This is a genomic window from Rhodococcus shunpengi, from assembly GCF_048381395.1.
In the GTDB taxonomy this organism is placed as follows: Bacteria; Actinomycetota; Actinomycetes; order Mycobacteriales; family Mycobacteriaceae; genus Rhodococcus.
The window spans coordinates 23956-48350 of sequence record NZ_JBLWIU010000017.1 but is presented as its reverse complement, the minus strand read 5'-3'; the positions used below and the strand labels follow the sequence as shown (position 1 = coordinate 48350).

Genomic DNA, 24395 nt, shown 5'->3' with positions numbered 1-24395 from the left:
CTGAACGACAGATCTACGGCAGATCGGAGCTGGCGGTTGCTGCGAGGGATCCCAACAGTTGGAGCTTGTCTGAGCTGGGCGAGCCGACGGGAGCTTGGTAGACGATCAGTTGATGGCCGGGTGCGCTGCGGACGTCGAAGGCGTTGTATTCGAGGAGAAGATCACCGACGGCAGGATGGCGAAATTCTTTTGCCTCGTGAGTTTTTCCTCGGACGTCGTGCCGGCTCCACAGTTCGCGGAACTCGGCGCTTGCAGCGTGTGCCTGGAGAACAAGAGCACGGACGTCATCTGCCGAACCCGTGTGACCGAGAGCGAGCCGAAGGTTCGCGACACACGAGGTGGTTGCGCGATCCCGATCGGTGAAGAACCTGCGTCCGAAGGGGTCGAGGAAGACCATCCGCGCAATGTTGTCGATGCGTTCGAACCCGCTGTACAGCGCTCCAGCCAGATCGTTGTATGCAAGAACATCCAACTGACGGTTGATGATGAACGCGGGGGTATCAGACCAGGATGCGAGCAGTTGCCGAAGTGAATCGTCGACGGTCGTCCGTACCGGAGTGCGCGGTGTCGGGGCCATACCGGCGAGACGGAACAGGTGCTCGCGCACATCGGTGTCGAGGTCGAGTGCGCCGGCGAGGGCGTTGAGGACCGCTGGGGAGGGATTTCGCTCGCGTCCCTGCTCGAGTCGGGTGTAGTAGTCGACACTGACACCGGCGAGCATGGCGACTTCTTCACGCCGAAGACCAGAAACCCGCCGCCCCGACTGCGCTGTGATGCCGACATCCGTGGGCTGCACGTGACCGCGTCGCGCTTTGAGGAATGTTCCCAATTCGGTGGAGCTCATAAGACGACGCTAGCCTCACCGCGACGCGCCTGGCAGGCCGTATCGCACCCAGGCTGGGTTTGCGTGCCCGTGAGCACCAGGGCGGCACCGAACAGGGCGATCGCCACCACGAGGAACATCGCGGTGGTCACACTGCCGCCGTGGGCCGGTGCAGCGATCACCGGGCCGACGCTGCCGCCGAGGAACATGAACGCGCCGTACCAGGCAGTCGCGCCGGCCGTCTCGGGCAGGCGCAGACATCTCGACGATGCCTGCGACAAGGGCAGAAGTGGTCAGCACGATGGCTGCGACAAAGACGATGATACCACCGGCGACGACCAAGGTGGTGCCCACGACCCCGATCACGGCCGCGCTGCCATGCGGCTCCTCTCACGAGATTCCTCGGAGCGACAGGATCCGACTCTCGTACCTCGGCCAGGCCGAACCAGGCCGTAGCGCACCCAGGCACACAGCGGCCTGTTCCCGTGCTCCCTCCAGCCGAATAGTGGATCTCGCCGGAGTGACCCGGCGTCCTCGAATCCCATTCTGGAGTACACATGATCACCGCCTTCACCCCCGAACTACTCGAACTCATCACCGCCAACCGCACCGGCGGGCATCGTCCGCTGCTGTTCGCCAACGCCCGGATCATCACCGGCGACTCCCTGATCGGCGACTTCGACCGCGGCGATGTTCTTCTCGGCGGCTCACGCGTGGTCGGCATCGGACCGGGCCTGCTGACCGCAGCAGATGACGACGGCGCCATCGTCATCGACTGCGCCGGGTATGTCATCGTGCCGACGGTCGTAGACACTACTCAGCTGCGCGGCCTGCGCCCGAAATCGTTCCGGTCACCGACCGCGATCGCGCCGGGCAATCCGGCCGGTTTCGCAATCCTGCCCGCCGTGTCCGGAGAATCGGAATCCGTGGTGGGCCGATTCCTCGCCGCCCCCAAGATCGCGCTCACGGTCGTCGTCGACGGTGACATCGCCGTGTGGGATGGACACCCGGTCGACGTCACCAGCCTTGCAACAGATATCGAAGTTGCCCACACCGCCTCCTCGGACCGGTATCTCGGCACCTGGATCGACGAGAACGATTTCGTGCACCAGCACCTGACCGCCGACGGCCGCTACGACGAAACCCGCGGTGGACGCCCGCACGCCTACCAGGGCTCGTACTGGATCACCGGCGACCGCATCGACTACCGCGACGATCTCGGATTCTGGGCCTTCGGCGAATTCGCCGACGACGTACTGCATCACGCCGGCTACACCTTCCACCGCTCCTGACCTGCCGCCGACACCCGAAAGCACACCATGCCGAAGATTTCCCTCACCGAGTTCACCGCTGCCCGTGACAGCGGCCGCCCGATCCTGCTGACCGGCGGCGCCGTCGTCACCATGGATCCCACCATCCCGGACCTCGACACCGGCGACGTCCTGCTCACCGGTTCCCGAATCGCCGCGATCGGACCCGACCTGCGCTCCGACCCCGAACACGGTGCCACCGCCACAGCGGCCCTCGCCCTCGATACCCGCGGGTTGATCGTCAGCCCCGGTTTCGTCGACACCCACCGTCACGCCTGGGAAGCGCAACTGCGCCGCAGCATCCCCGACGTCGCCGACCTCGGTGAATACGTCACCTCAACCCTGGCCGGCATCGCCCCGAACTACGAGCCGGAGGACATGTACATCGGGACCCGACTCGCCGCGCTGACCGCGCTGGATTCGGGTATCACCACCATGCTCGACTTCTCGCACAACTCACGCAGCTCCGCGCACTCCGATGCTGCGCTCAATGCGCTCATCGACACCGGAATCCGCGGCGTGCATGCCTCGATGGGGCCGCACTTCGGCCAGTGGGACCACCAGTGGCCCAAAGATATGATCCGGTTGGTGAACGACTTCCACGGCGCCGCAGGAGGTCTCGTCACCGTACGACTGGCTGCCCTGTCCACCGACGAGATCGCCGGACCCACCATCGCCTACGGCCCCGAACTCGCTGCTCTCGCTCGCGATCTCGGCGTGTGGACCAGCATCGACGCGGTCTTCGGAATGCCCTCCTCGGAGGCGATCCTGCGCTGGGCCCGGATGGGGATCCTCGATCCGAACCTCACACTGATCCACTCGACGGGACTGACCCCCGAAGCATGGACGGCGATGGCAGACGCCGGTGTCACGGTCTCACTCGCCCCGACCTCCGACGCACAGATCGGTCTCGACACGGCCGTACCCGCCGTCGACGAGGCCCTCGCCGCCGGGATCCGGCCGGGCCTGAGCATCGACGTGGAGGTCGCGCTCGCCAGCGACATGTTCACCCAGATGCGGACCCTGCACGCCATCCAACGCATGCGTGCCACCAACGCCGCCTACGGAACGGAGGAGACCCGCCACCGGATCACCACGCACGACGTCCTCGACTTCGCCACCCTGCAAGGCGCGCACGCCAACGCGCTCGGGCACGTCACCGGTTCGCTGACCCCCGGCAAGGACGCCGACCTGCTCATCGTCCGTGCCGACGACGTCAACAACATGCCTCTCAACGACGCCGTCGGCACCCTCGTGCTCGGCTCCGACACACGCAACATCGACACCGTCCTCGTCGCCGGCAACCCGCGCAAGTGGAAAGGTTCGCTGATCGGCGAAGACATCGACGCCCTCCGCGAGGACGTGATCCGCTCCCGCGACACCATCACCCGACGGGTGGCGGCAGCACTGTGAAGACCATGAAGGAAGCGAAGGACATGAAACAAGATCAGCACCCATTCGTCGGGCTGTGGGTAACCGCCGACGGGAACATCCGCCAGCGTCTCCTCCCGGAGGGACGGTACGTCGAGGCACGCGGCAGCCGGGAGGCCGCCTACACGGGCGACTACCGGATCGACGGCACCATGATCTACTACCGCGACGACACCGGCTTCTCCGCCGACGGGGAGTTCCGCGACGACGTCCTGTACCACGCGGGCATGGTCATGTACCGGGACCCGACCGGCTGAAGCAATCGCCGAACTGAAACCGGCAACCAACAGAGGCAGTTTGCACCCGAATGTGCCTCAGGGAGCGTCGGCGTGTGACAGCTGAGATGCGGCGAACTCCAGGTAGGTCAGTGAGTGCTCACATCCCTGCCCTACCAGGAGCTCACTTGCCGCCTTCACCTATCGCGCTGTGCCCGTCATGCCCTACCCGCCACCAGATCGGTCGACTCCGGTGCGCGGTGCAGCCGTCATCATCGGTGACCGACACACAATGGGCACCGCTCGAGCCCTTACTCCCACCTTTCGAAAACACCGAAGGTCGAGGTGGACGCCCCGAAAACGCTGCCGACGAGCGGTTCCCGATGCAATCTTCGACGTCGTGACCGCACCCGTGTCGGCGGCGGACGCCACCCACTACCGTCGCCACCCTCCGCCAGGCACTCCACCTCGCCCCCCGGAACACGAGTGCTCGACCTGGCCAGCGGCTGCGGCTGCGACTGCGACTGCGGCGAGATGCTTTGCACGTGGGCACGCGACCTGAGATGCACGGGCACGGGCACGGGCGTGGACATCAGCACGCTCTTTACCGAGCAGGCCCGCGCCCGCGCTGTCGAACTCGACGTCACCGACCGCGTGAGGTTCGTCCACGGCGACGCCTCCGGCCACGTCACGGACGAACCGGCCGATCGCGCCGCATACGTCGACGCCACATTAATCGGTAACGGCGTCGCCGGCACCACCGAATTGCTCGCCCGCAGCCTCCGCCCCGGCGGGATGATCGTGATCGGCGAGCCCTACTGGCGCGTGATTCCCCCCGACAAGGAGACAGCGGTGGCCTGCCATGCCACCCGCGTGGCGACTTCCGGCCGCTGCCGGGGTTGATCGAGCAGTTCGGCGAACTCGGGTACGACGTCGTGCAGATGATGCTCGCCGACCAGCAGGACTGAGACCGCTACACCGCAGCGCAATGGCTCACTATGCCCCGCTGGCTCGACGAGAACCCGAACGACGAATTGGCGTCGGAGGTTCGGGCCGAGCTCACCGCCAAGGCCGCCCGCTACACGCGTTACGTGCAGAAGTATCTCGGCTGGGGCGTCTTCGCGCTGATGCAGCGCTGACCCCATATCCCGCGCGGGGCTCGGACGGTGCATCGTCCGAGCCCCGCACGGCCCATAGCGCTCACTCAACCAACGCCACAGAGCGGCATCGATCACTGTCGGTACCCGGCCATCACACCAACGCTGTGGACTTGTTCATCACAGCGTCTGTAGAGCAGGAGCAAACTGTGGTTCCGCTGCCTGAAGGTGTCCACGCAAAGTAGTCGTCTGGTACTCGTGCCGGTACAGGCCCCGCGCCCGAAGCCTCGGGATGACCTCGTCGGCGATGACCTCGAGGCTGTCGACGAGGATGTCGGGCTGCAGGTTGAACCCGTCGCAAGCACCGGCGAGATACCACTGCTCGATCCGGTCGACGAGCTGCTCGGGTGTGCCGACGAATCCGCCGTGCCCGGAACCGGAGTAGCGGGTCTGACGCAGATACTCGCGCACCGTGGGACGCGTCTGCCGGATCTGTTCGAGGATTGACTCGCGGAAACCGATGCTGCCCTGGAAGGTTTCGGAGATCGGACCGTTGATCACCTCGTCGGGGAACGGCTCGTCCAGTTCGAGGGTGGTGACGTCCACCCCGATCGCGTGCGTGAGCCACGCGGCCGAGTACCAGGAGGGGCTCGTGTCGTACAACTCGTCGACCCGGCGACGGGCCTCCTCCTCGGTGGACCCGAGGGTGAGCAGCAGACCGGGCAGGATCTTCACCTCGCCCGGCCGGCGTCCGTGACCGGCCGCGGCCGACTTCACCAGCCGATAGTGCTCGCGCGCAGTCTCCTGGGTGATCTCCGCGGCGAACACCCCGTCCGCATACCGCGCGGCGATGTCGCGGCCGGCGGGCGACCCACCCGCCTGGAAGAGCACCGGGTGTCCCTGCGGCGAGGCGGGAGCGACGAAGTCGCCCTCGTAGTCGAAGTGTGAACCGTGGAAGCGCACCGTCTCTCCGGTCTGCGCCGCGGTCCACAGTTGCCGGGTGAGGTCCGCGAATTCGGCGGCCCGCTCGTACCGTTCGGTGCGCGCCACGATGTTCGGCAGACCGAAGTTCGCGGCCGAGCGATTGTCGCGAGTGGTTACCAGGTTCCACCCGGCACGACCCCCGCAGATGTGGTCGAGGGTGAGGAGGCGGCTCGCGAGTTCCACCGGATCGTTGAAGGTCGTCGACGCGGTGGCGAGCAGACCCACCCGTTCGGTGGCCCGTGCGACGTGCGCCCACAACACCGTCGGGTCGAGCCGGATCGGGTTCGCATCATAGGCCGGATCCCCCAGACCCAGCGCGTCGGCGAGGAAGACGGCGTCGAGCGTCGCGCGTTCGGCGAGTCGGCCGATCCGCTCCCAGTACGCGGGTTCGACGAAGTCGCGGGCGTCCAGCAGCGGGGAACGCCACGCGGAGGGGATGTACCCGTAGACGAGGACGTTCACGCCCAGAAGCACATGACCTTCACGTCGGTTGCCCATCGCCTAGACCCCTTGTCCCTGCGGACGCGCATACGGATTCGAACCACCGACCGGCACGGTCCCGTTGACGTAGTAGTCGCCGAGGACACGTTCCTTGAACACCCGCGGGTTGTGGGAGGACAGCGTCCGGGCGTTGCGCCAGTGCCGGTCGAGTGCCGATGAGACTGCGGTCGCCGAAGCGCCCAGGGCATCGAAGATCGTCGCCGTGATCTCGAGAACGGAGTCGATGATGACGGACTGGGCCTCGTGGGTGCGGACGGTGGCGTCCACCAGCGCCGACTTCTCCCGCTCGACGTCGCCGCGAGCGTGTGCGTGAGCGACGACGTCGAGGGTCGCGCTCTGCTTCTCGAGGGCGGCCTCCGCCTGGAACAGTCGCGTGGCGATGCGCCCGATCTGCTGCTGCAGGAGCGGATCCTGCGGCGGTACCTCGTTCACGCCGAGCGGGTAGTTGCGGGTGCGGCGTCGCAGGCCGTCGGAGCCGTCGCGGAAGGCTGCGCGGCCGATGCCGACGAGCACCGACAGCAGCGCCGTCTGGTAGAAGAGTCCCTGATATGCGAATCGCTGCTCGGCCGGGAAGGTTCCGTGCTCGTCGACGACCGCGTCCTGGTAGCGGGCCGATCCGCTGGCAGTGGTTTGCTGCCCGAAGCCCTCCCAGTCGTCTATAAGGGTGACGCCGGGCTGCTCCCGCGCCACGAGAGCCGTGACGAGCTCGTCGTTCTCGTTGCGGCCGATGACGTCGAGCCAGTCGGCGTAGAGGCTTCCCGTGGCGTAGTACTTGTTGCCGGTGATGCGGGTGACACCCTCGGACGTGGTGATGCGGGTGCCGATCTCACCGAACTTGGTGTTGCTCGCCTCGGTCCATCCCCCGCCGACGAACTGCCCTTGGCGGAAACGTTCCAGCCAGATCTCCGTCGACGGATGGTCGGACGAGTTGAGCCGGTCCTCCACGAACGCGAGGTGGTTGCGGAAGATGTGGGCCACGTTCGGGTCCGCCTCGCCGAGTTCGGCGAGCAGCAGGAAAACCTGCTGGAGGGTGGCGCCGTCGCCGCCGAGTTCGCGTGGGATACGTAGCCGCGAGAATCCGGCGTCGATCAGCCAGCGGACCTGCTCGTAGGGGAACTCGCGCGTTCGTTCGCGTTGCAGATTCCCTTCGGCGATGCGGGCGAAGACGGGCCGGTACGTCGCGGCGAGGGTGTCGAACTCCGCGAAGGGGCCCGCGAGGAGCGTGCGGATGTCGGGGGAAGTGGGGGCGACCATTGTGTTCACTTTCTCGGTAGGTCGAATATGACGGCGTGTACGACACGCGGGCGTCGAAGGTCAGCGGTAGACGCTCGTCGTAGGTGCCGTGAACGCCGGGTCTGCGGATTCGAGCAGAGGAGCCGGTGCGCCGAGTCCGAGGAGGACGCGGAGGGTGCTGTTCGTGTCGGCCGGGGCCGCTTCCACGGATGCACCGGACACCGCTCGGGCTCGGTCGAGCAGGCGAGCCGGATCGTCGAGTGCGGACTGCGCCGAGCGCAGCAGCACACCATCCGCGCCCGCGTCGAGCGCCGCAGTGACGGCGGTATCGGCGCCCTCGGCATCGGCTTCGACCGGAATCTCGATCAGCACAACACTATTCGGTAAGCCGAGCTTCGTTCGGATTCGGCTCACGGCACCCGCGGGATCGACAACGCCACCGAGCACGACGAGATCGGCGACGGCCGGGATCTCGGCGAGCAGATCGTCGTCGTCGGCGTACCACGCGAGGACCGGTGCGCCCTGCACCGACGCGGGGGCACTCAGCGGTCCGGCGATGTCGACGACACCGTGGTGGTCGACCCGCCTGATCCGGTCGGACTGCACGAGGATGCCGGCTTCCTTGTCGGCGACGATCGAGTCGAGCGGCCAACTCTGCCACAACCGCGCAATCGCCAGCGCTGCGTCGGCGGCAGTGACGGCACCCAGCTCGGCGCCACCGTGCCAGGCAGTCTCGCCGTGACCACGCGGATCGCGCGCGCCGAACAGCAGTCCGGTGCGCCCGTGGGTGAGGTGGTCGAGCGAGAGCACACGGCGGGCCAGATTGTAGGGCAGGTCGTGGTGCGCTGCGCCGGTGACGACGAGCGGCGGTCCCCCCGCGCGGGCCAGGGCGGTCGCCGCGAGGGACGGATCGATGTCGGTGGGGCGCGGGCCCGTCCGTCCCACCTCGGACTGCGGGTTGCGGGCGATGCGGTCGATGCCGATCACCCCGAAGGTGGCGCCGGTGGCGGCCCAGCGCTCGCAGACCGCCGCGTCGTCGAGGATGCGCAGCGCCTCCTCTCCGGTGAGACCGACTGCGACGATCGGCCGACGGGCCGGATGTGACGTCATGACTTGTCGAGTACCTTTCCTGAACCGAGATCGGCGCGCAGCAGGTCGTGAACCTCCGGCGCCCTGTCGGTGTCGTAGAGATCTTCCGTGGGGAACGTGTCGACGAGGCGGCCTCGCGACATCACCCCGATGCGGTCGCACATCCACTCGACGAGACCCAGTCCGTGCCCGATGAACACGCACGTGAGATCGAGTCGCTCCCGCAGATCGAGAACGAGGTCGACGACCCCTGCCTGAGTTGACACGTCGAGGGCGGAAGTCGGTTCGTCAAGGATCAGCAGATCCGGCGACAGGGCCAGTGCCCGTGCCAGGCAGACCCTCTGAGCCTGGCCTCCGGACAGCGAATGCGGATAGCGGTCGGCGAATGCGGCCGGCAGACCGACGAGTTCGAGGACCTCTGCCACCACGTCCGGCATACCGCTCTTATCAGCCACGGTCCTGAAACGCCGTAGCGGACGGGCAATCTGCTCACCCACCCGCACGGCGGGATTGAGCGAACCGACGGGATCCTGGAAGACATACTGCAGGCGCGGGCGGACGGCGCGGAGCGTGTCACGGTCGTTGCCCGAGAGCGGATTCCCTCGGAAGTGCACGGTCCCGGAAGTCACATCCAGCAGACCTCCCATGAGCCGGGCCAGCGTGGACTTGCCCGATCCGGATGCACCGATCAACCCGTAGATCTCGCCGGACCGCACCTCGAGCGACACATCGTCGACGGCGACGAACTCCGAACGGCGTGTTCCGGTGCCCCAGCCGCCGACGGTGAAACTGCGCGTGACGTTCTCGAGTTTCAGCATCGGGGGAACCGGATCGGATATCACCGCAACGGGTTCCGTCACCGCCTGGGTGACCGCACCGCCCGACAGCGAGCGGGCACCGCGCCAGTGCGGCAGGGTGTGTCGCTTCCCCAGGCGGGGAACGGCGGCGAGCAGCTGCTTCGTGTAGGGATCGCGGGGCGAGGACAGGACCTCGTCGCGTGTTCCGGACTCCACGACGGCGCCGTTGCGCAGCACCACCACCGAATCCGCGAGGTGCTCCACCACGTCGAAGTCGTGGGTGATGAGCAGCAGCGACGCGCCGGTGGAGGAGGCCACGTCGCGGAGCAGGTCGAGCACCTGCCGCTGCACGATCGTATCGAGCGCGGTGGTCGGCTCGTCGGCGACGAGCAGCGCGGGCTCGGCCAGGCCGGCCAGCGCGAGCACGACGCGCTGCCGCATCCCGCCACTGAGTTCGTGCGGATAGGAGTTCAGCACCCGATCCGGATCGTCGAAGCCGACCCGGCGCAGCCAGTTGGCGGCGAGTTCGCGCCGCGCGGCGCGACGCGTGCGCGGACGGTGCCGCACGAGCACCTCGTCGAGCTGACTGCCGACACGGAAGGACGGATCGAGCGAACTCAGCGGATTCTGGAAGACCATCCCGATGCCGGAACCCCGGAAGGTGTCGAGCCGCTTCTCGCTCAGTCCCGCGAGGTCGACGACCTCACCGGACTCGCTCCGGAACAGGATCGATCCGCCGGTAAGGTTCGCCCCCGGCGGCAGCAGGCCGAGCAGCGCAGAGGCCGTCAGGCTCTTGCCCGAGCCGGACTCCCCGACCAGGGCGAGAACCTGCCCCGGCGTGATGTCGAAGGACACGTCGCGGACCGTCGGCTCGTCGTGCGGGTCGCCGGGAAAGGCGATGCGCAGATCGGTGACCGAGAGGATCCGCTCGGACGTATCCGGGCCGGGCGCAACCGGCAGGCCAGGGTCGTGGAGTGTGCTCATCGCCGGGCTCCTCGCCGGGACCGGGGATCGAAGACATCGTTGAGTCCGTCGCCGATCCAGTTGAAGGCCAGCGCGACGAGCAGGACCGTCAGGCCCGGGATCAGCGCGACGTAGAGGTGGCCGGAGATGACCACTTTGGCGCCGGACGCGATCATCTGGCCCCAGTCCGACGCGGGCGGCTGGACGCCGATCCCCACGGCACTGAGGCTGGCGGAGAATACGACCATCGCCCCCACGAGGCTCGTCGCGTAGACAACGATCGGACCCACGACGTTGGGCAGGACCTCCCGCACCGTCAGCGACCAGCGTCCCGCTCCGAGCGAGACCGCGGCCTCGACGTACTCACGTCCACGTTGCTGCTTGACCTCGGCGAACACCACGCGTGTGATGTAAGGGATGACGGCGAAGCCGATCGCGAAGACCACGACACCAGCACCGGGACTGAGCAGCGCGGCGAGCGCGATCGCCACAAGGATCACTGGGAAGGCGAACAGCACGTCTACCACTCGCATGATCAGGCCGGACAGGCGCGGACCGGCGAAGCCGGCGGCCAGCGCTGCGGACGATCCGAGGACGGTCGCCGCCGCGACGGCCGCCACGGCGAGCAGCAGTGAGGTGCGGCCTCCCCACAGGAGCCTGCTGAGCAGATCCCGACCGAGTTCGTCGGTGCCGAGCAGATGTCCGGGGCTTGCGGGCGGAAGGAACTTGGCCGTGGGGTCGGTCAAGATCGGATCGTAGGGAGCCAGCAGCGGCGCGAGCAGCGAGCACACCGCGACCACCGTGATGACGACGAGGCCGGCGAGCAGCTGGGCGCGGTGGCGACCGTGTCCGGACGAGAATCGTCTCCGAGCGATCACTTCGTCGAGCAGTGTTGCCATCACGCACCTCTCATACGTGGATTGAGACCGTCAACCACGACGTCGGTGACGAGGTTGACGACGAGATAGCACAGAGCCACCAGCACGATGCCGCCCTGGATCACCGGATAATCCTTGCCGTTGACCGCATTCACCAGCTGGGTCCCGATTCCCGGCCAGTTGAAGACGATCTCGACGAAGAACACTCCGGTGATCAGCGTGCCGATCTCGAGGCCCGTGATATTGACGACGCTCGGCAGGATGTTCCGGAAAACGTTCCGGCCGTACAGGGTCTGCGGGGCAATACCCTGAGAGCGGAACGTACGGAACCAGTCCGACGAACGTTCCCGGATGACCCCGACCCGCACGAACCGCGCCAGCACGAGCATCGAGATCAGGGCCGCAGACACCGCCGGCAGCACGAGATGTTGGAGCAAGTCTCCGAAACCACCGCCACCACGGGATTCCATGCCGCCCACCGGAAGCCACTTCAACTGCAGCGCGAACACACTGATCAGGACGAGACCGAACCAGTAGACGGACAGATTGCTGCCGATCTGCACGACCAGCATCACCAGCCGGTCGATCCACGTGTTGTGAAAGATACCGGCCACGAACCCGATCGCGGTACCGAACACCAGGCAGACGACCACACCGGCCACCGTGAGGATCAGCGTATTGACGAAATTGGGCACGAGGATGTCGAACACCGGAGTGCCCAGGGTGAGGGACAGTCCCCCGCCGTCGGCGAACAGGTTCTTCACCCACACGAAGTACTGCTCCCACAACGGCCGGTCGAGTCCGTAGGTGGCGCGAATCTCGTCGAGCTGTTCGGGAGTGAATCTCGAGGCGAACTGCGCCTCCACAGGATCTCCCGGTGTGAGTGCACCCAACAGGAACGCAAGCACCGAGACGATCACCAGGATCGGGACGATGTTGACTGCACGGATACCGATCCGCCGGAGGTAATTCATCACTCCCCCGCGAGCCAGACGTTGCTCAGGTCGTACCAGTTGGTGGACGCGAAGACGAACCCTTCGACGTTCGGGCCAGTGGCGTAGTAGCGGTTCAGGTTCACCGCCGGGATAACGAGAGCCTTGCTGCGCAACTGTTCCTCGGCAGCCTGCCACAGCGCGATGCGCTGCTCGGCGTCGTCTGTGTAGAGCGCGGTTTCGATCGCCTGGGTGACCTCGGGGTACTGCTCAGGGTTCAAGCCGCGGTTCTTCAGGCCGTTGTAACCGTTGTGGAGCCACTCCGCATTGGTCTCACCGAACTCATCGATGCTCAGACCGTCACCGGGCTGCGGATTATAGACGCGCGCGGAGTAATTCACGCGGTCCAGGCTCACCACTTCGGTCTCCACCCCGATCTGCTTCAGGTGCGCCTGCAGCCACTGACCGACGTTCTCGTTGGCCACATCGACCACGAGGTTGAAACGCAGTTCGCCGGGCCCGTAGCCGGCATCGGCGAGCAACTGCCGTGCCCGCTCCGGGTCGTACTCGAAGTCGGTCACGTCGTCGCGATACGCCTCGTTGCCCGGGGGCAGGAAGGAGTACTGCGGGGTGGCGTAGCCGTTGTAGACCTCGTCGGCAAGTGCCTGCCGGTCGAGGCCGTGGATGAGGGCCTCACGGACACGGTCGTCGTCGAAGACGGGATTGCGCCGGTTGAAGGAGAAGTAGATCAATTCCGCGCCGGTGCCTTCGGGCACGTCGATCCCGGCGTTCTCGAGCGTCTCGACGTCGTCGGGCTGAACGTAGCTGATCAAGTCGACCTCGCCGTTGATCAAGGAGGCGACGCGGGTCTGGTTGTTCGCAATGATGCGGAAGGTGAGCGTGTCGAGATGCGGCGGCTCACCCCAGTAGCTTTCGTTGCGTTCGAGTTCGATGCGGTCGCCGATCGCCCGCGAGACGAAGCGGTACGGACCGGTGCCCTCGGGGTGCTCGGCGAAGCCGTCGTTGCCGTAGGTCTCCCACACCGCCGGGTTGCCAACGGGCAGGGTGTACATCGACTGGGCGAGGATCCGAGGGAATCCGAGGAAGGGGCGGTCGAATTCGAAGGTGTAGGTGTAATCGCCCGTGGGCGCCGCGTCGGTGAGGTTCGCGAACCACACCTTCACGCGGCCGGCGCTCTCCTCGTCGAAGTACTCGTAGGACCGGTCCCACACGCGGCGCACGTTCTTGTGCAGCGCCGCTGCATCGAAAGGGCTGCCGTCGTGGAAGGTGACACCCTCACGTAGCTGAAAGGTCCAGGTCCGTCCGTCCTCGCTGTGCTCCCAGCCGGTGGCCAGCACGGGGACAAGTTCGGGGGTGCCGGCGGTAGTGGTCAGATCCTCCCCGACGAGCGGCTCGAAGATGTTGCGGGAGACGCGGTAGGTCTCCCAGAACACCTGCCGATGCGGGTCGAGGCCACGCGGCTCGAGGTACAGACCGGTGACGAAATCTCCGCCGTCGACAGGACCGGTTCCCGCGTCGGCCGTCCCTCCCCCGGACCCGCATCCCCCGAGGAGCAAGACCGCAGCCAATCCTGCCGACGCGACCACGAGACGGTTTCTTTTCCGCACTGATCCACACTTTCTTTCGAAAACGCACAAGTATCCGGCGGCTGAATGTAATCGTGTCCGTCGAGCAGGTCATCGTATGGAATCACCATGATCGCAACGCTTCACAAGGTGTAGAGGAATCCGATCCCGCGCAGCTGTTTCGGACTTGAAATCACCGCAGCGCGAAATTATTGCCTCGAAGACGGGGATCAGGCTAGCTTTGACCCGTCTCGGGAGAACCGTGTCCACGCGTCGGTAGCGCTCCCGCAGTACACCCATCCAAGAATTGCTTCGGCAGGCGCATCGGCACCGATGCGCCTGTCTTTCGTACGACAGGAACACGACATGTCCGCACAACCAGCCGATCGTTCCGCATTCGAATTCGATATCCGGGTGCTCACGGACGAACGCGATCTGATCGCGGCCCTTGAGGTGTTCCGAACAGCGATGGTCGGCCTTCCGTGGTCCGTTCCCCTATCTCCTGACGTTGCGGGAAAGTTCTTCGAATCCGGCAGGACTCTAGGCGCATTCGCCGACGGTGAGCTCGTGGGGACTGTCGACTCGACACGCGGTTCCCTCACCCTGCCCGGCGGACGAACGGTCGCCCACGCCGCGGTGACCCACATCGGAGTGCTTCCCACCCATACCCGCCGCGGAATTGTCTCCCATCTCGTGCGCCGCCAGCTCACCGACGCCCGCGCTACCGGGGAGGTCGTCGCGACGCTGCGCGCCTCGGAAGCGACCATCTACGGGCGCTTCGGCTACGGCATCGCGAGCCGGGTCGCCTCGGTCACGGTCGACACGCGCCGTGGCGGGTTCCGGCCCGAGGTGCCGGCGGGAGATCCTGTCCGGCTCCTTCCCGCGGACCAGATGTGGGACGTCCTGCCGACCATCCACGCACGGATTCCGAACACCCGACCCGGCTTCATCACCCGATCGTCACAGTGGTGGGCGGCGCAGGAGCTGCGCTACGGCCAGGACCGGGGACCTGCCTACACCGCGGTGACCGGACCGGAGGGCGCCGAGACGGGCTTCGTCCGCTACCACCCTGTCGGTACCGAGACGTGGTTCGGCAGCAACGAACGCAGCATCGTCGTCGACGACCTGTTCGCGCCCTCCCGCGAAGCGTTCATCGGACTGATCCGGTTCCTGTGGGAACTCGACCTCGTCAACCGGATCGTCTTCCCCGGTCTGCCGGTCGACACATCGCTACCTTGGCTGCTGACCGATCAACGTGCCGTCGCCACGACCCACATCCGAGACGAGACGTGGCTGCGAATCCTCGACGTCGAAGCAGCCCTGCGCGCCCGCACCTACGGCGACGGCGGGTCCCTCGTCCTCGCCGTCCACGACCCGCTACTGCCCGAGAACACCGGCACCTACCGCATCGCCGACGGACACCTCGAGTCGGTGACACCCGGCCTCGCCGCCGATGCCGATCTGGAGACCGACGTCTCGACGCTGGGCAGCGCGCTGCTCGGCAGCGAGCGCTGGCACCGACTTGCCTACCCCGGCACGGTGCGCATCGGCGCCGCCGACGCGCTCACCCACGCCGACCGGCTCTTCGCCACCGGCTCGGCCGCGTTCGCCGGCACCAACTTCTGATCCCGTTCCGCCACCCCTCTCGAAGGATCAACTGTGAACAGATATCGACGACCCGCCTCCTGTACTGCGCGGAACATCGGTCTGGCCGCCACCACCCTGGCGGCTCTGCTCGTCTCCGCCTGCGCAGGGAGCGCCCCGGCCACCCGTGCCACCGACGACGGCGACATCGTCCCCGGCGGCACATTGCGGGTCGCTTCTCTCGCGTCGGACATGGACTCGCTCGATCCGCTCACCGGCTACGACACCAACGCATGGGCGGTGCAACGGGCGATCACCCGGCAGCTCGTCACCTTCCCCGGATCCACCGGGGAACTGGAGGACGATACCGAGATCGTGCCCGACCTCGCCGAGTCATGGGACGTCAGCGAGGACGGCCGCACCTACACGTTCCACCTGCGGGACGGCATCACGTACTCGGGCTCGTCGGACCGTGAGATCGTCGCCGGCGACTTCGTGTACGCAGTGAAGCGATTCTGCGATCCGAACAAACAGGTCGCGGCGATCAACTACTTCCATCTTTCCTTCGAGGGCTTCACCGAGTTCTGTGACGAGTTCGCGACCGTTCCCACCGGAGATCTCGCAGCGTCCAAGCAGTTCATCGACACGCACGAGATCTCCGGTGTGCAGGCCCTCGACGACAAGACCCTCATCATCACCGCACCGTCGAAGTCGTACGACTTCCTCGACATCCTCACGATGAACTTCGTGACACCACTTCCTCCGGAAGTCGCCTCGCAGTACTTCGGTGACTCGCTCGAATTCCGACAGAACTTCCCGTCGTCCGGCCCCTACCGGATCGACACCTACCAGCCGGGACAACAGCTGGTGCTGAAGAAGGTCGAAGGCTACAACCACGACGCGGATCCCGCCCGAGCAGCGTACGTCGACGAGATCGTCATCGACTTCACCACCAACAGCGAAGACAGCGTCGTTCAGAAGGTTCGTTCCGGCGAAGCCGATCTGACCCTCTACATGGATGTTCCACCTCGCGCCGTGCTGAACCAGTACGCTTCGACGAACGATCCCGGCCTGCACACGTCCGACAGCGGTGCAGCGAACTTCGTCGTCATCAACGCCAAGCCGGAGGCGACCTTCCCCGGCGCAACCGCATTGCGTGACCCGCGCGTGCGCCAGGCCTTCGCCTACGCCGTGAACAAGGCGAATCTCGTTCAGGGTCAGGGTGGCCCGATCGCCGCGAAGCCGAACGGACAGATCGTCACGTCCACGCTCCTCGGCCACGAACCCTTCGATCCCTATGCCACACCCGACAGTAAAGGTGATCCCGAGAAGGCTCGGCAACTGCTCGCCGAGGCCGGCCACCCCGACGGGCTGACCCTCGACGCGGTATACAGGTCCACCGCCCAATTCGAATCCATTGCCGTGACGTTGAAGGAGGATCTCGCGGCTGCGGGAATCACCTTGAACCTCATCGCTCTTCCCGGCACCGAGTACACCTCCTACCTCCAGGATCCGAACTCCCGGTACGATGTCGCGCTGAGTGGTTCGTTCACCCCCGACTGGCAGGGCCGCTCGACCCGCATGCTGCTTGGCGGATGGCTCAACTCGGAAGCCGCGCCGTGCGGCAAGGGCAACGTCTACGCCATCTGCTATAGCAACGACCAGCTCAACGAACTTGCACGCGAGGCGTTCCCGTCGGACGATCCGGCACCGATCTGGGCCGAGGCCGACCGCATCGTGTCCACCGACCTGCCGTGGATCCCTCTGTTCGAAAAGCGCAAGAACCTCATCTCGTCCGACCGGGTGATCAACTGGACGTGGGCGTCGCTGCCCGCACAGGCCGACTACACCAACATCGCGCTGCGCCCGGGGTCCTGAGATGCCGCTCCTGCAGGTCGACAATCTCAGCGTCTCCTTCCGATCGACACCCGTGGTGCACGACGTCTCGTTCTCCGTCGACAAGGGCCGCACCCTCGGCATCGTCGGTGAGTCCGGATCCGGCAAGAGCGTGTCGCTGCTCGCCGCAACGGGACTGCTCGACTCCGGTGCCGCCGTGCACGGGCGTGCCCTGTTCGACGGCACCGACCTGGTGACCGCGTCGCCGCGGCACCTCCGATCGATCCGTGGCAGCGACATCGGCTTCGTATTCCAGGACCCGTCGAGCAACCTGCACCCCCTCATGCCGATCGGCCGGCAGATCAGTGAGGCGCTGACGGCGCACCACTGGCTGGACCGGACGACAGTGCGGCGACGGGTGCTCGAGCTGCTCGATGAGGTCGGGATTCCCCGAGCACACGAGCGACTGGACGATCATCCCGTGCACTTCTCCGGGGGTATGCGTCAGCGTGTGATGATCGCGATCGCGCTCGCGAACAATCCGCAGCTGGTTGTCGCGGACGAGCCGACCACAGCGCTGGACGCCACAGTGCAGGCGTCGATCCTCTCGTTGCTGCGGCGCCTCCAGCAGGACCACGGCATGGCTCTCGTCCTCGTCAGCCACGATCTGGCGGTGGTCGCGGAACTCGCCGACGACGTGGTGGTCATGCGCAACGGTCGTGTCGTCGAGACCGGGCCGGTCGATCGGGTGTACAACACCCCCGCCCACCCGTACACGGCGGAACTGCTCGAGCCGCTCGCACAACCCGTCGCCGCTCCGGCCGGTCCACGACCGGACCAGCCGGAACTGCTGCGGATCGAGAACGTCTCGAAGGGATTCCGTGTCACCCGCAAGGCGCACCGCCCGGTCCTTCGGGACATCGACCTGCGGATCGGCGAAGGCGAGATCGTCGGTCTGGTCGGCGAATCCGGTTCGGGAAAGTCGACACTGAGCCGCATCGTGACCGGGCTCGACATCACCGACACCGGCACGGTGAGTTTCCGCGGCACCGCCTACACCGCGTCGAGCCGCAACCGGCCCGTGATGGATCCACAAGTGCGGCGCTCGATCCAGATGGTCTTCCAGGACCCCTACGGAAGCCTGAACCCGCGCCGCAAGATCCGGCAGATCCTCGCGGCACCCTTCGAACTGAGCACAGACCTGCAGGGACCGCAGATCCAGCGGCGGGTCGGGAAACTGCTCGAGACGGTGGGACTCCCCGGTGACTTCGCCGACCGCTATCCGCTGCAGCTGTCGGGCGGGCAACGCCAGCGCGTCGCCATCGCCCGGGCACTCGCACTCGACCCCGCTCTCATCGTCGCCGACGAACCGGTGTCGGCACTGGACAAGACCACCGCCCGGCAGATCGTCGACCTGCTGCGCAACCTACGCGACGAGCGGGGCACGTCGTTGCTGTTCGTCTCGCACGATCTCGGTGTGGTGTCCGCCCTGTGCGACCGGGTCGCGGTCCTGCACGACGGAGTGATCGTCGAGCAGGGTTTCACCGACGAGGTGTTCGCCAACCCGGCTCATCACTACACCCGCACCCTGCTGAGCGCGGTGCCGGGCAGCACCCGGAAGGAGACCGTCGATGTCTGATCTGTGGACCGAGCCCGTCGGCGTCGACACCCTCACCGACACGCCACCGCGGAACGGACGGCGGCTGTTCACCGCCCTGATGGAGGACCGTTCGGCGCGCCTCGGCCTGTGGACCGTGGTGCTGGTGATCCTCGCCGCGCTCACCGCCCCACTCGTCGCGGTCCTTGTCGGGCACGGCGCCACCCAGCAGTTCCGCGAGACCGCGCTCGACGCCTCGGGTATCCCGGTCGGCCCGTCCTCGACCTTCTGGCTCGGCGCCGACGGAGAGGGCCGGGACGTCCTGGTCCGCACCCTCTACGGCACCCGGATCTCCCTGCTGGTCGGGATCCCCGCGACGACCCTGGCGATGGTCATCGGCACGATCGTCGGAGTGGCCTCGGGACTCACCGGTGGGATCTTCGACCGCGTGACCGGCCAGATGATCGACATGGTGCTGTCGTTCCCCTTCATCGTCACTGCGCTGAGCCTGCTCGCGCTCAACCGCGGACCAGACGGCCAGCCCGTGGTCAGCCCCCTCGTGGTGGTGATCGTGATCATCGCCGCGTTCACCTGGACCTACTTCGCGCGGCTGAGCCGGGGACTGACGGTGACTCTGCGGTCGCGCCCGTTCGTCGACGCCGCGGTGACCCTCGGCGCGAAACGTCGATGGATCCTGTTCCGGGAGGTCCTGCCGAACGTGCTGCCGGTGGTTGTCGTGTACTGGGCTGTGCAGCTTCCCGCGAGCATCGTCGCGGAGGCGACCCTGTCGTTCCTCGGGGTCGGCATCCAGGCGCCTACACCGAGTCTCGGCAACATGATCGCTGACGCCCAGCGCACCTCGCTGTACCAGGTGCAGCCCTGGTACCTACTCGGCCCGGCGATTGCCCTGTTCGTCATCGTGCTCGGTTTCAATGCGTTCAGCAGCGGGCTTCGCAACGTCCTCGATCCGAAGGGACGGTGACCTCGATGCTCCGGCACGTCACACAACTCCTCACCCGATCGGTGACGACCCTCGTACTCGTCCTGCTGGCGGCCTTTGTTCTGATCCGTATCGCCTACCGCGATCCGGCCACGATGCTCGCGCCGCGCAACGCCGGTCAAGAGGGCATCGATGCGGTCGCCCGCGCGCTGCGCCTCGACGATCCCTGGTACCTCCAGCTGAAGCACTACCTGTTCCGGGGCCCCGACATCCAGGGAGCTCCCATGGGTCTGGTCAACTGGCCTCCGGCGCTGGGGTATTCGTTCCGACAAAACACACCGGTCACGGAACTGATCCTGTCCAAGGTCCCAGTCACCGCGTCACTCGCGTTGGGCGCCCTCGTGATCTGGATGACGCTCTCGTTGGTGTTCGGTGTGGAGGCTGCGCGTCGGGAGGGTACTGCGATCGACCACGGGCTGTCGGCTCTGGCGTATGTCGCGTTGTCGCTGCCGACCTTCCTCACCGGCATGCTGTTGTCCTACTTCCTGTTCTTCACGCTCTCCACCCACGGGATCTACCTCTTCCCGAGCAGCGGATACGTGCCGCTGACGGAGAATCCCTTCGAGTGGGCCCGGCACCTTCTGCTGCCGTGGCTGACCCTGGCGATCGCCGAGATCGGCATCTTCCAGCGGGTAGTGCGTGGGTCGATGCTCGAGGTGCTCGGCACCGACTTCATCCGCACCGCCCGAGCGAAGGGCCTGTCGGAGCAGGTCGTGCACTATCGGCACGCGCTGAAGGCAGCGCTGAACCCGGTCATCACCCTGGGCGGTCTCGAACTCGCCGTGATCATGGGCGGGGCGATCGTAACGGAGACGATCTTCGGCCTCGACGGGGTGGGACGCCTGGCGGTGAACGCAGCTCTCGAAGGGGATTTCCCCGTCGTCATCGGCACTACTGTGTTCGCCGCCGCGGTCTTCGTCACGTGTTCCTTCATCGTTGATATAGCCACGAAGCTGAGGGAGCCGTTGCGTACATGAATCGTCCGCAGACCGTCCCCAGGCAGATCGGTGTTTCAAGAGTCCGATGCCTCGCTTGGCCTTCTGCTCTCGTAGATCGACCGACAGGTCGCCAAACTAGGACGCAGCACCAGTGTCCGCTCCACTCATTTCTGGGCCTTCCTCATCGCGAAATCCTCGACCGGTCCTTGTCGAGGAAATCGTCATCGACAAGGACCTACAACGGGCCCGATGCGGCGAACATGTGAATCCTGTTTCAGACCGGACCGGCACTAGCTGAATGCGTGCACGTCCGGCGGGTCTCGATCGGCTCGTTGTTGTCCGAGCGGCAGAACTTGGCCGAGTACGCACGTCAGGTCGGTCTGGTCACCGGCATCTTCTTCCTGTGCAGCCTCGCCCTCGGCTACGCAGGGGCTCGCCTGCTGAAACTCGGACAGCCGCAAGCGATCGCCACATCGATGGAGGTCGGCATCCACAACACTACGGTCGCTTTGACCATCGCGCTCAGCGTTCTCGGAAGCTCAGAGGTGGCGATCCCCAGTGCTGTGTACTCGATCCTGATGTATGTGCTCGCCACCGCGTTCGGCTTCGTTGTCGTCCGGAATGGTGCGCCGGTCCCGACCACACGGCCGGCGACTGAGCAGAAGATACGCAATATCTGACAGCCCAACAGCGATGGCATAGCAACGCACTGGAAGAAACTTGCGCGCCCGATCCTGGACAACGGCCGAAGTTGACCGCCCATCAGCGCGCTCGGCCCAACCGCCGGCATCAAGTTGGGATCCGCCGAGAGATGCCATCAAGAGCACGGCCCCGGAAGGTTGGGCACGGGCCAGAATTTGAGGAGGAAGTACGCATGACGAATCAAGCAAAGCCAGCTGTTCGGCGCCGAAACCTCCGATTTGGAAACAGATTCGGCCATCGCGTTGCCGGAGCGCTCGCTGTGATGGTCGCCTGCACGACCACCATCGGGACCACCACGGCCTTCGCGGAGCCGGTCACCTCCGCCCCGCTGCCAGTCCCTTTCGATATGGGCGCGGCCGTACTCCCGTTCTTCTTTCCCGAGGACGTCCCGGCCGGCGCCAACGACCCGAACTGTCGACTGACTCCCGAGCACCCACGGCCGGTAATTCTGGTCAACGGGACATTCGTCAACCAGGCGGCCAACTGGCAGGCAGGCGCACCGTTCCTGCGCAACAACGGCTACTGCGTGTTCACCTTCAACTACGGAAACCCCACCTGGATCTTCGAGATCCCCGTTCAATCGGTAGCTGATGTGCGCGACAGCGCACGGCAACTCGCCGCTCAAGTGGACAAGGTCCGGGCACAGACCGGCGCCGAGAAGGTCGACCTCGTCGGCGCCTCGCTCGGTGGCGGTCTTCTTCCCCACTACTACATCAATTTCCTCGGCGGTGACCGCTACGTCGACAAGCTCATCGGCCTCGGCCCCGCCAACCACGGCACGACCCTCTCGGGCGTCGTCTTCTTGCGCAAATCGTTTCCGCCCCTGGGTCCTTCCGCCGTCAACGCTCTGGAGATACTGTTGCCGGCCTCCATCCAGCAGACCGTCGGTCACGAGCTGGTCAAGCAGACCTACGCCAACGGTGACACCCGACCTGGTGTCACTTACACTGCCATCGTTACCAAGTACGATGAGGTGAACACCCCGTACACCAACCAATTTCTCAATGGCCCCAACGTCACCAACATCCTCATGCAGGACGGCTGCGAGGAGAACCAAACCGACCACCTCGGTATGAACTACAGCGAGCGAGCATGGGGCTTCGTCCGAAACGCGCTCGACCCGGAACACCCCGCGCCGGTTGTTTGCGTCCCCGAAGGCTTCATGTTCCCCGGCCTGACCTGAACCACCTGATGGCCACCCGAGCCCGGGTGGCCATCAGCGTTATAACGACCTGCGGCAACTCCGCCGCGGTTGCAGGCGCGGATATATGTGCGGGATTGTCGGCGCCGTGGGCGGCCAAGAATGGCTGGGCGCTTGCCGAAATGACCGGTGATTTGACGCCGGATGGGATGCGGAAGTCGATGAACACGACCGCATGGAACATCGACGGGGTGCGCAATGATGTGTGCGCCTATGCGGTCGAGCAACTCGACGACCTCGATGGGGTGTCGATCGTGTGTGAAACCGGTTCCTCGTGAATGTACGGAAATCCGCTGGGGTGCAACGACACTACTCGTAGTGTGGCAGGACGGGATTGCTTCATGGTCAGGTGACAGATAGCGTCACGCAGCCTGTGCGGCTGGTGTGGTCATGATTGTCTCGAACTCGACCGCCGTCAATCTGCCGAGTCGGAGCTGACGGCGCCGGCGGTGGTAGGTGCGTTCGATCCTCCCCCGCAAGCGGGTGGTGCCCCCAGTGACGATCGCGATGCGTACCTGCTCGCGAGTGACCCAACGCTGCCGGTCGAGGACGTTGCGTTGAAGCAGCGCAAAGAGGCCACGCGGTTGATGTGGCCGCCGCATCGTCGGTCGGCACCTGCGGCGTGGCCGCCGCACCACGCTCCCCGATCCGCAGGCGGGCGGTGCCGGATCTGATCGGTCGGGGTTTCACCACCGACGAACTCGACACCCGGTGTTCGGTTCCCGAGCAGGCTGAACAGCAAGGTCCCTATCCCTCGCTTTGGAAGGCGTCCGGGTATAGCCGCTCCGCGATGGTTTCGACCGCTTCGACATTGCCGATGGTGCCGGGATAGAAGTCGCTCTGCGGGACTCCGATGAGCAGATCGTCCCGAACCGCAGTGACGTTCGGGAATGTGGCGCGCAAGTACTCGAGCACCTGCTGTTCCTGCTTGTCGCTGGTTGTGCCGAACACAATGGCGTCGGGGTTGCGGCTGATGATCTCTTCAGGATTAATCTCGGCCGAGAAGAAGTCGGCGAACTCCGGAGCGTCCGGGTCGAAGACGTTCTCTCCGCCGGCGGTGCGGATGATGTCGTACTCGATGCCGGCGCCGATCGCACCGAGAAGGTTCCCCTCGACCCAGACCTGGGCCACACTCACAGGTTCCTCGCCGCTGATCGCTTCTTCGACAGCGTGGAGGCGGTTCTGTGCGTCCTCGGCGAGCGCATCGGCCTCGTCGGCAACCCCAAGGATCTGCCCGAGGGTGGCGATGTCGGTGAACAGGTCGGCGACCTGCGCGTTGGAGCGGCGGTCCGCGCATCCGCCGGTGGCGATGTAGGCCTGGGCGCCGTTCTCTGCGAGTTGTTCGATGCTGGCGTAGCCCTGCTCGGCGGTGAACTCGTACTCGGTGGGCGAGACCACCAGATCCGGTGAGACCGCCAGGAGGTCCTCGCGCGCCGGTGGCGTGTCCGTGCTGAGCACGGGGATGTCGGCAGCACGACCGGCGACGTCGTCGGGGAGTTCTGAGGTGCTGACCTGGGCCTGGCCGACGAGCGAGTCCTGGGCTCCGAGGCGCAGCAGCAACTCGGTCTGGGAGGGCATCATGCCGACGACCCGAGTGGGGAGTTGTTCGAAGGTGAGCTCGCGCCCACAGTTGGTGAACGTCGCCGTTTCGCTCGTGCCTTCGGAAACGCCACTGCCGGTGGATGTCACGCTCGTGCC

23 protein-coding genes and 1 pseudogene are annotated in these 24395 nt (G+C 65.9%); 13 read left to right on the top strand and 11 right to left on the bottom strand.

The annotated features are described in order from the left end of the window. Positions 1 to 13 precede the first annotated feature (13 nt). Positions 14 to 844, bottom strand: coding sequence for a helix-turn-helix domain-containing protein (locus ACNJ7K_RS11760; RefSeq protein WP_230792244.1), 831 nt, complete (start codon positions 842 to 844; stop codon positions 14 to 16). Continuing rightward, positions 841 to 1104 (bottom strand): hypothetical protein, encoded by a 264-nt coding sequence (locus ACNJ7K_RS11755; protein ID WP_230792245.1) that lies wholly within the window; start codon positions 1102 to 1104, stop codon positions 841 to 843. Before ACNJ7K_RS11755 ends, ACNJ7K_RS11760 begins: the two co-directional genes overlap by 4 nt. A gap of 276 nt (positions 1105 to 1380) precedes the next feature. Between ACNJ7K_RS11755 and ACNJ7K_RS11750 the strand changes: the two genes are divergently transcribed. From ACNJ7K_RS11750 to ACNJ7K_RS11730, 5 genes are all read left to right on the top strand, one after another. Further along, on the top strand, positions 1381 to 2115 hold the full coding sequence (locus tag ACNJ7K_RS11750) for an Atu4866 domain-containing protein (RefSeq protein ID WP_230792246.1): 735 nt from the start codon (positions 1381 to 1383) through the stop codon (positions 2113 to 2115). A gap of 27 nt (positions 2116 to 2142) precedes the next feature. Next, positions 2143 to 3546, top strand: a complete 1404-nt coding sequence (locus tag ACNJ7K_RS11745) for an amidohydrolase family protein (RefSeq protein WP_230792247.1) — start codon at positions 2143 to 2145, stop codon at positions 3544 to 3546. A gap of 23 nt (positions 3547 to 3569) precedes the next feature. Beyond that, positions 3570 to 3821: an Atu4866 domain-containing protein gene (locus tag ACNJ7K_RS11740; RefSeq protein ID WP_487041733.1), complete on the top strand. Its 252-nt coding sequence runs from the start codon at positions 3570 to 3572 to the stop codon at positions 3819 to 3821. 444 nt (positions 3822 to 4265) lie between these two features. After that, a complete protein-coding gene (locus ACNJ7K_RS11735) occupies positions 4266 to 4682 on the top strand; it encodes an SAM-dependent methyltransferase (RefSeq protein ID WP_487041732.1) in 417 nt (138 codons plus the stop codon). A gap of 95 nt (positions 4683 to 4777) precedes the next feature. Then, on the top strand, positions 4778 to 4918 hold the full coding sequence (locus tag ACNJ7K_RS11730) for a hypothetical protein (RefSeq protein ID WP_487041731.1): 141 nt from the start codon (positions 4778 to 4780) through the stop codon (positions 4916 to 4918). 138 nt (positions 4919 to 5056) lie between these two features. Here the strand turns inward: ACNJ7K_RS11730 and ACNJ7K_RS11725 are convergent, their stop codons facing one another. Genes ACNJ7K_RS11725 through ACNJ7K_RS11695 form a run of 7 tightly spaced genes read right to left on the bottom strand, consistent with a single transcriptional unit; the run spans position 5057 to position 13860 of the window. Continuing rightward, a complete protein-coding gene (locus ACNJ7K_RS11725) occupies positions 5057 to 6358 on the bottom strand; it encodes an LLM class flavin-dependent oxidoreductase (RefSeq protein ID WP_487041730.1) in 1302 nt (433 codons plus the stop codon). Between the two features lie 3 nt (positions 6359 to 6361). Beyond that, positions 6362 to 7624: an acyl-CoA dehydrogenase family protein gene (locus ACNJ7K_RS11720; protein WP_487041729.1), complete on the bottom strand. Its 1263-nt coding sequence runs from the start codon at positions 7622 to 7624 to the stop codon at positions 6362 to 6364. A gap of 51 nt (positions 7625 to 7675) precedes the next feature. Continuing rightward, complete coding sequence (locus ACNJ7K_RS11715; protein WP_487041728.1) at positions 7676 to 8704, bottom strand: hypothetical protein; 1029 nt, start codon at positions 8702 to 8704, stop codon at positions 7676 to 7678. Next, positions 8701 to 10464 carry a nickel ABC transporter ATP-binding protein NikE gene (gene nikE, locus ACNJ7K_RS11710; RefSeq protein ID WP_487041727.1) on the bottom strand — a complete coding sequence of 588 codons (1764 nt, stop codon included), beginning with the start codon at positions 10462 to 10464 and terminating at the stop codon, positions 8701 to 8703. The genes ACNJ7K_RS11715 and nikE overlap by 4 nt, the downstream gene beginning before the upstream one ends. Continuing rightward, positions 10461 to 11342 (bottom strand): ABC transporter permease, encoded by an 882-nt coding sequence (locus ACNJ7K_RS11705; RefSeq protein WP_487041726.1) that lies wholly within the window; start codon positions 11340 to 11342, stop codon positions 10461 to 10463. The genes nikE and ACNJ7K_RS11705 overlap by 4 nt, the downstream gene beginning before the upstream one ends. Continuing rightward, positions 11342 to 12295, bottom strand: coding sequence for an ABC transporter permease (locus tag ACNJ7K_RS11700; protein WP_487041725.1), 954 nt, complete (start codon positions 12293 to 12295; stop codon positions 11342 to 11344). The genes ACNJ7K_RS11705 and ACNJ7K_RS11700 overlap by 1 nt, the downstream gene beginning before the upstream one ends. Continuing rightward, complete coding sequence (locus ACNJ7K_RS11695) at positions 12295 to 13860, bottom strand: ABC transporter substrate-binding protein (protein ID WP_487041724.1); 1566 nt, start codon at positions 13858 to 13860, stop codon at positions 12295 to 12297. Before ACNJ7K_RS11695 ends, ACNJ7K_RS11700 begins: the two co-directional genes overlap by 1 nt. 345 nt (positions 13861 to 14205) lie before the next feature. Here ACNJ7K_RS11695 and ACNJ7K_RS11690 point away from each other — a divergent pair, with 345 nt between their 5' ends. The 8 genes from ACNJ7K_RS11690 to ACNJ7K_RS11655 all read left to right on the top strand — a co-directional run bounded on the left by ACNJ7K_RS11690 (position 14206) and on the right by ACNJ7K_RS11655 (position 22975). Next, complete coding sequence (locus ACNJ7K_RS11690; protein ID WP_487041723.1) at positions 14206 to 15465, top strand: GNAT family N-acetyltransferase; 1260 nt, start codon at positions 14206 to 14208, stop codon at positions 15463 to 15465. 33 nt (positions 15466 to 15498) lie between these two features. After that, complete coding sequence (locus tag ACNJ7K_RS11685; protein WP_487041722.1) at positions 15499 to 17301, top strand: ABC transporter substrate-binding protein; 1803 nt, start codon at positions 15499 to 15501, stop codon at positions 17299 to 17301. Position 17302: 1 nt separating this feature from the next. Continuing rightward, on the top strand, positions 17303 to 18898 hold the full coding sequence (locus ACNJ7K_RS11680; protein WP_487041721.1) for a dipeptide ABC transporter ATP-binding protein: 1596 nt from the start codon (positions 17303 to 17305) through the stop codon (positions 18896 to 18898). Next, positions 18891 to 19838, top strand: a complete 948-nt coding sequence (locus tag ACNJ7K_RS11675) for an ABC transporter permease (protein ID WP_487041720.1) — start codon at positions 18891 to 18893, stop codon at positions 19836 to 19838. Before ACNJ7K_RS11680 ends, ACNJ7K_RS11675 begins: the two co-directional genes overlap by 8 nt. A gap of 5 nt (positions 19839 to 19843) precedes the next feature. Then, a complete protein-coding gene (locus ACNJ7K_RS11670; RefSeq protein WP_487041719.1) occupies positions 19844 to 20833 on the top strand; it encodes an ABC transporter permease in 990 nt (329 codons plus the stop codon). Positions 20834 to 21096: 263 nt separating this feature from the next. Next, a complete protein-coding gene (locus ACNJ7K_RS11665) occupies positions 21097 to 21474 on the top strand; it encodes a hypothetical protein (RefSeq protein ID WP_487041718.1) in 378 nt (125 codons plus the stop codon). A gap of 194 nt (positions 21475 to 21668) precedes the next feature. Then, entirely contained in the window at positions 21669 to 22679 is a 1011-nt protein-coding gene (locus tag ACNJ7K_RS11660) for an esterase/lipase family protein (RefSeq protein WP_430716970.1), read from the top strand. Positions 22680 to 22687: 8 nt separating this feature from the next. Next, entirely contained in the window at positions 22688 to 22975 is a 288-nt protein-coding gene (locus ACNJ7K_RS11655; protein ID WP_487041717.1) for a hypothetical protein, read from the top strand. 84 nt (positions 22976 to 23059) lie between these two features. Here ACNJ7K_RS11655 and ACNJ7K_RS11650 read toward each other — a convergent pair. Together ACNJ7K_RS11650 and ACNJ7K_RS11645 are read right to left on the bottom strand one after the other, a co-directional pair. Next, positions 23060 to 23269 (bottom strand): annotated as a pseudogene (locus ACNJ7K_RS11650) (hypothetical protein); the annotation flags it as partial. 175 nt (positions 23270 to 23444) lie between these two features. Next, positions 23445 to 24278 (bottom strand): ABC transporter substrate-binding protein, encoded by an 834-nt coding sequence (locus ACNJ7K_RS11645; protein WP_487041716.1) that lies wholly within the window; start codon positions 24276 to 24278, stop codon positions 23445 to 23447. Positions 24279 to 24395: the final 117 nt, after the last annotated feature.

Excerpts from the sequence above, each read along its gene's own strand:
- ACNJ7K_RS11675 (WP_487041720.1), top strand. The coding sequence starts at position 18,891 with ATGTCTGATCTGTGGACCGAGCCCGTCGGCGTCGACACCCTCACCGAC.
- nikE (WP_487041727.1), bottom strand. The coding sequence starts at position 10,464 with ATGAGCACACTCCACGACCCTGGCCTGCCGGTTGCGCCCGGCCCGGAT.
- ACNJ7K_RS11705 (WP_487041726.1), bottom strand. The coding sequence starts at position 11,342 with ATGGCAACACTGCTCGACGAAGTGATCGCTCGGAGACGATTCTCGTCC.
- ACNJ7K_RS11760 (WP_230792244.1), bottom strand. The coding sequence starts at position 844 with ATGAGCTCCACCGAATTGGGAACATTCCTCAAAGCGCGACGCGGTCAC.
- ACNJ7K_RS11655 (WP_487041717.1), top strand. The coding sequence starts at position 22,688 with ATGGCCACCCGAGCCCGGGTGGCCATCAGCGTTATAACGACCTGCGGC.
- ACNJ7K_RS11680 (WP_487041721.1), top strand. The coding sequence starts at position 17,303 with ATGCCGCTCCTGCAGGTCGACAATCTCAGCGTCTCCTTCCGATCGACA.
- ACNJ7K_RS11750 (WP_230792246.1), top strand. The coding sequence starts at position 1,381 with ATGATCACCGCCTTCACCCCCGAACTACTCGAACTCATCACCGCCAAC.
- ACNJ7K_RS11670 (WP_487041719.1), top strand. The coding sequence starts at position 19,844 with ATGCTCCGGCACGTCACACAACTCCTCACCCGATCGGTGACGACCCTC.
- ACNJ7K_RS11725 (WP_487041730.1), bottom strand. The coding sequence starts at position 6,358 with ATGGGCAACCGACGTGAAGGTCATGTGCTTCTGGGCGTGAACGTCCTC.
- ACNJ7K_RS11740 (WP_487041733.1), top strand. The coding sequence starts at position 3,570 with ATGAAACAAGATCAGCACCCATTCGTCGGGCTGTGGGTAACCGCCGAC.
- ACNJ7K_RS11660 (WP_430716970.1), top strand. The coding sequence starts at position 21,669 with ATGACGAATCAAGCAAAGCCAGCTGTTCGGCGCCGAAACCTCCGATTT.
- ACNJ7K_RS11730 (WP_487041731.1), top strand. The coding sequence starts at position 4,778 with ATGCCCCGCTGGCTCGACGAGAACCCGAACGACGAATTGGCGTCGGAG.
- ACNJ7K_RS11700 (WP_487041725.1), bottom strand. The coding sequence starts at position 12,295 with ATGAATTACCTCCGGCGGATCGGTATCCGTGCAGTCAACATCGTCCCG.
- ACNJ7K_RS11745 (WP_230792247.1), top strand. The coding sequence starts at position 2,143 with ATGCCGAAGATTTCCCTCACCGAGTTCACCGCTGCCCGTGACAGCGGC.
- ACNJ7K_RS11690 (WP_487041723.1), top strand. The coding sequence starts at position 14,206 with ATGTCCGCACAACCAGCCGATCGTTCCGCATTCGAATTCGATATCCGG.
- ACNJ7K_RS11715 (WP_487041728.1), bottom strand. The coding sequence starts at position 8,704 with ATGACGTCACATCCGGCCCGTCGGCCGATCGTCGCAGTCGGTCTCACC.
- ACNJ7K_RS11645 (WP_487041716.1), bottom strand. The coding sequence starts at position 24,278 with ATGATGCCCTCCCAGACCGAGTTGCTGCTGCGCCTCGGAGCCCAGGAC.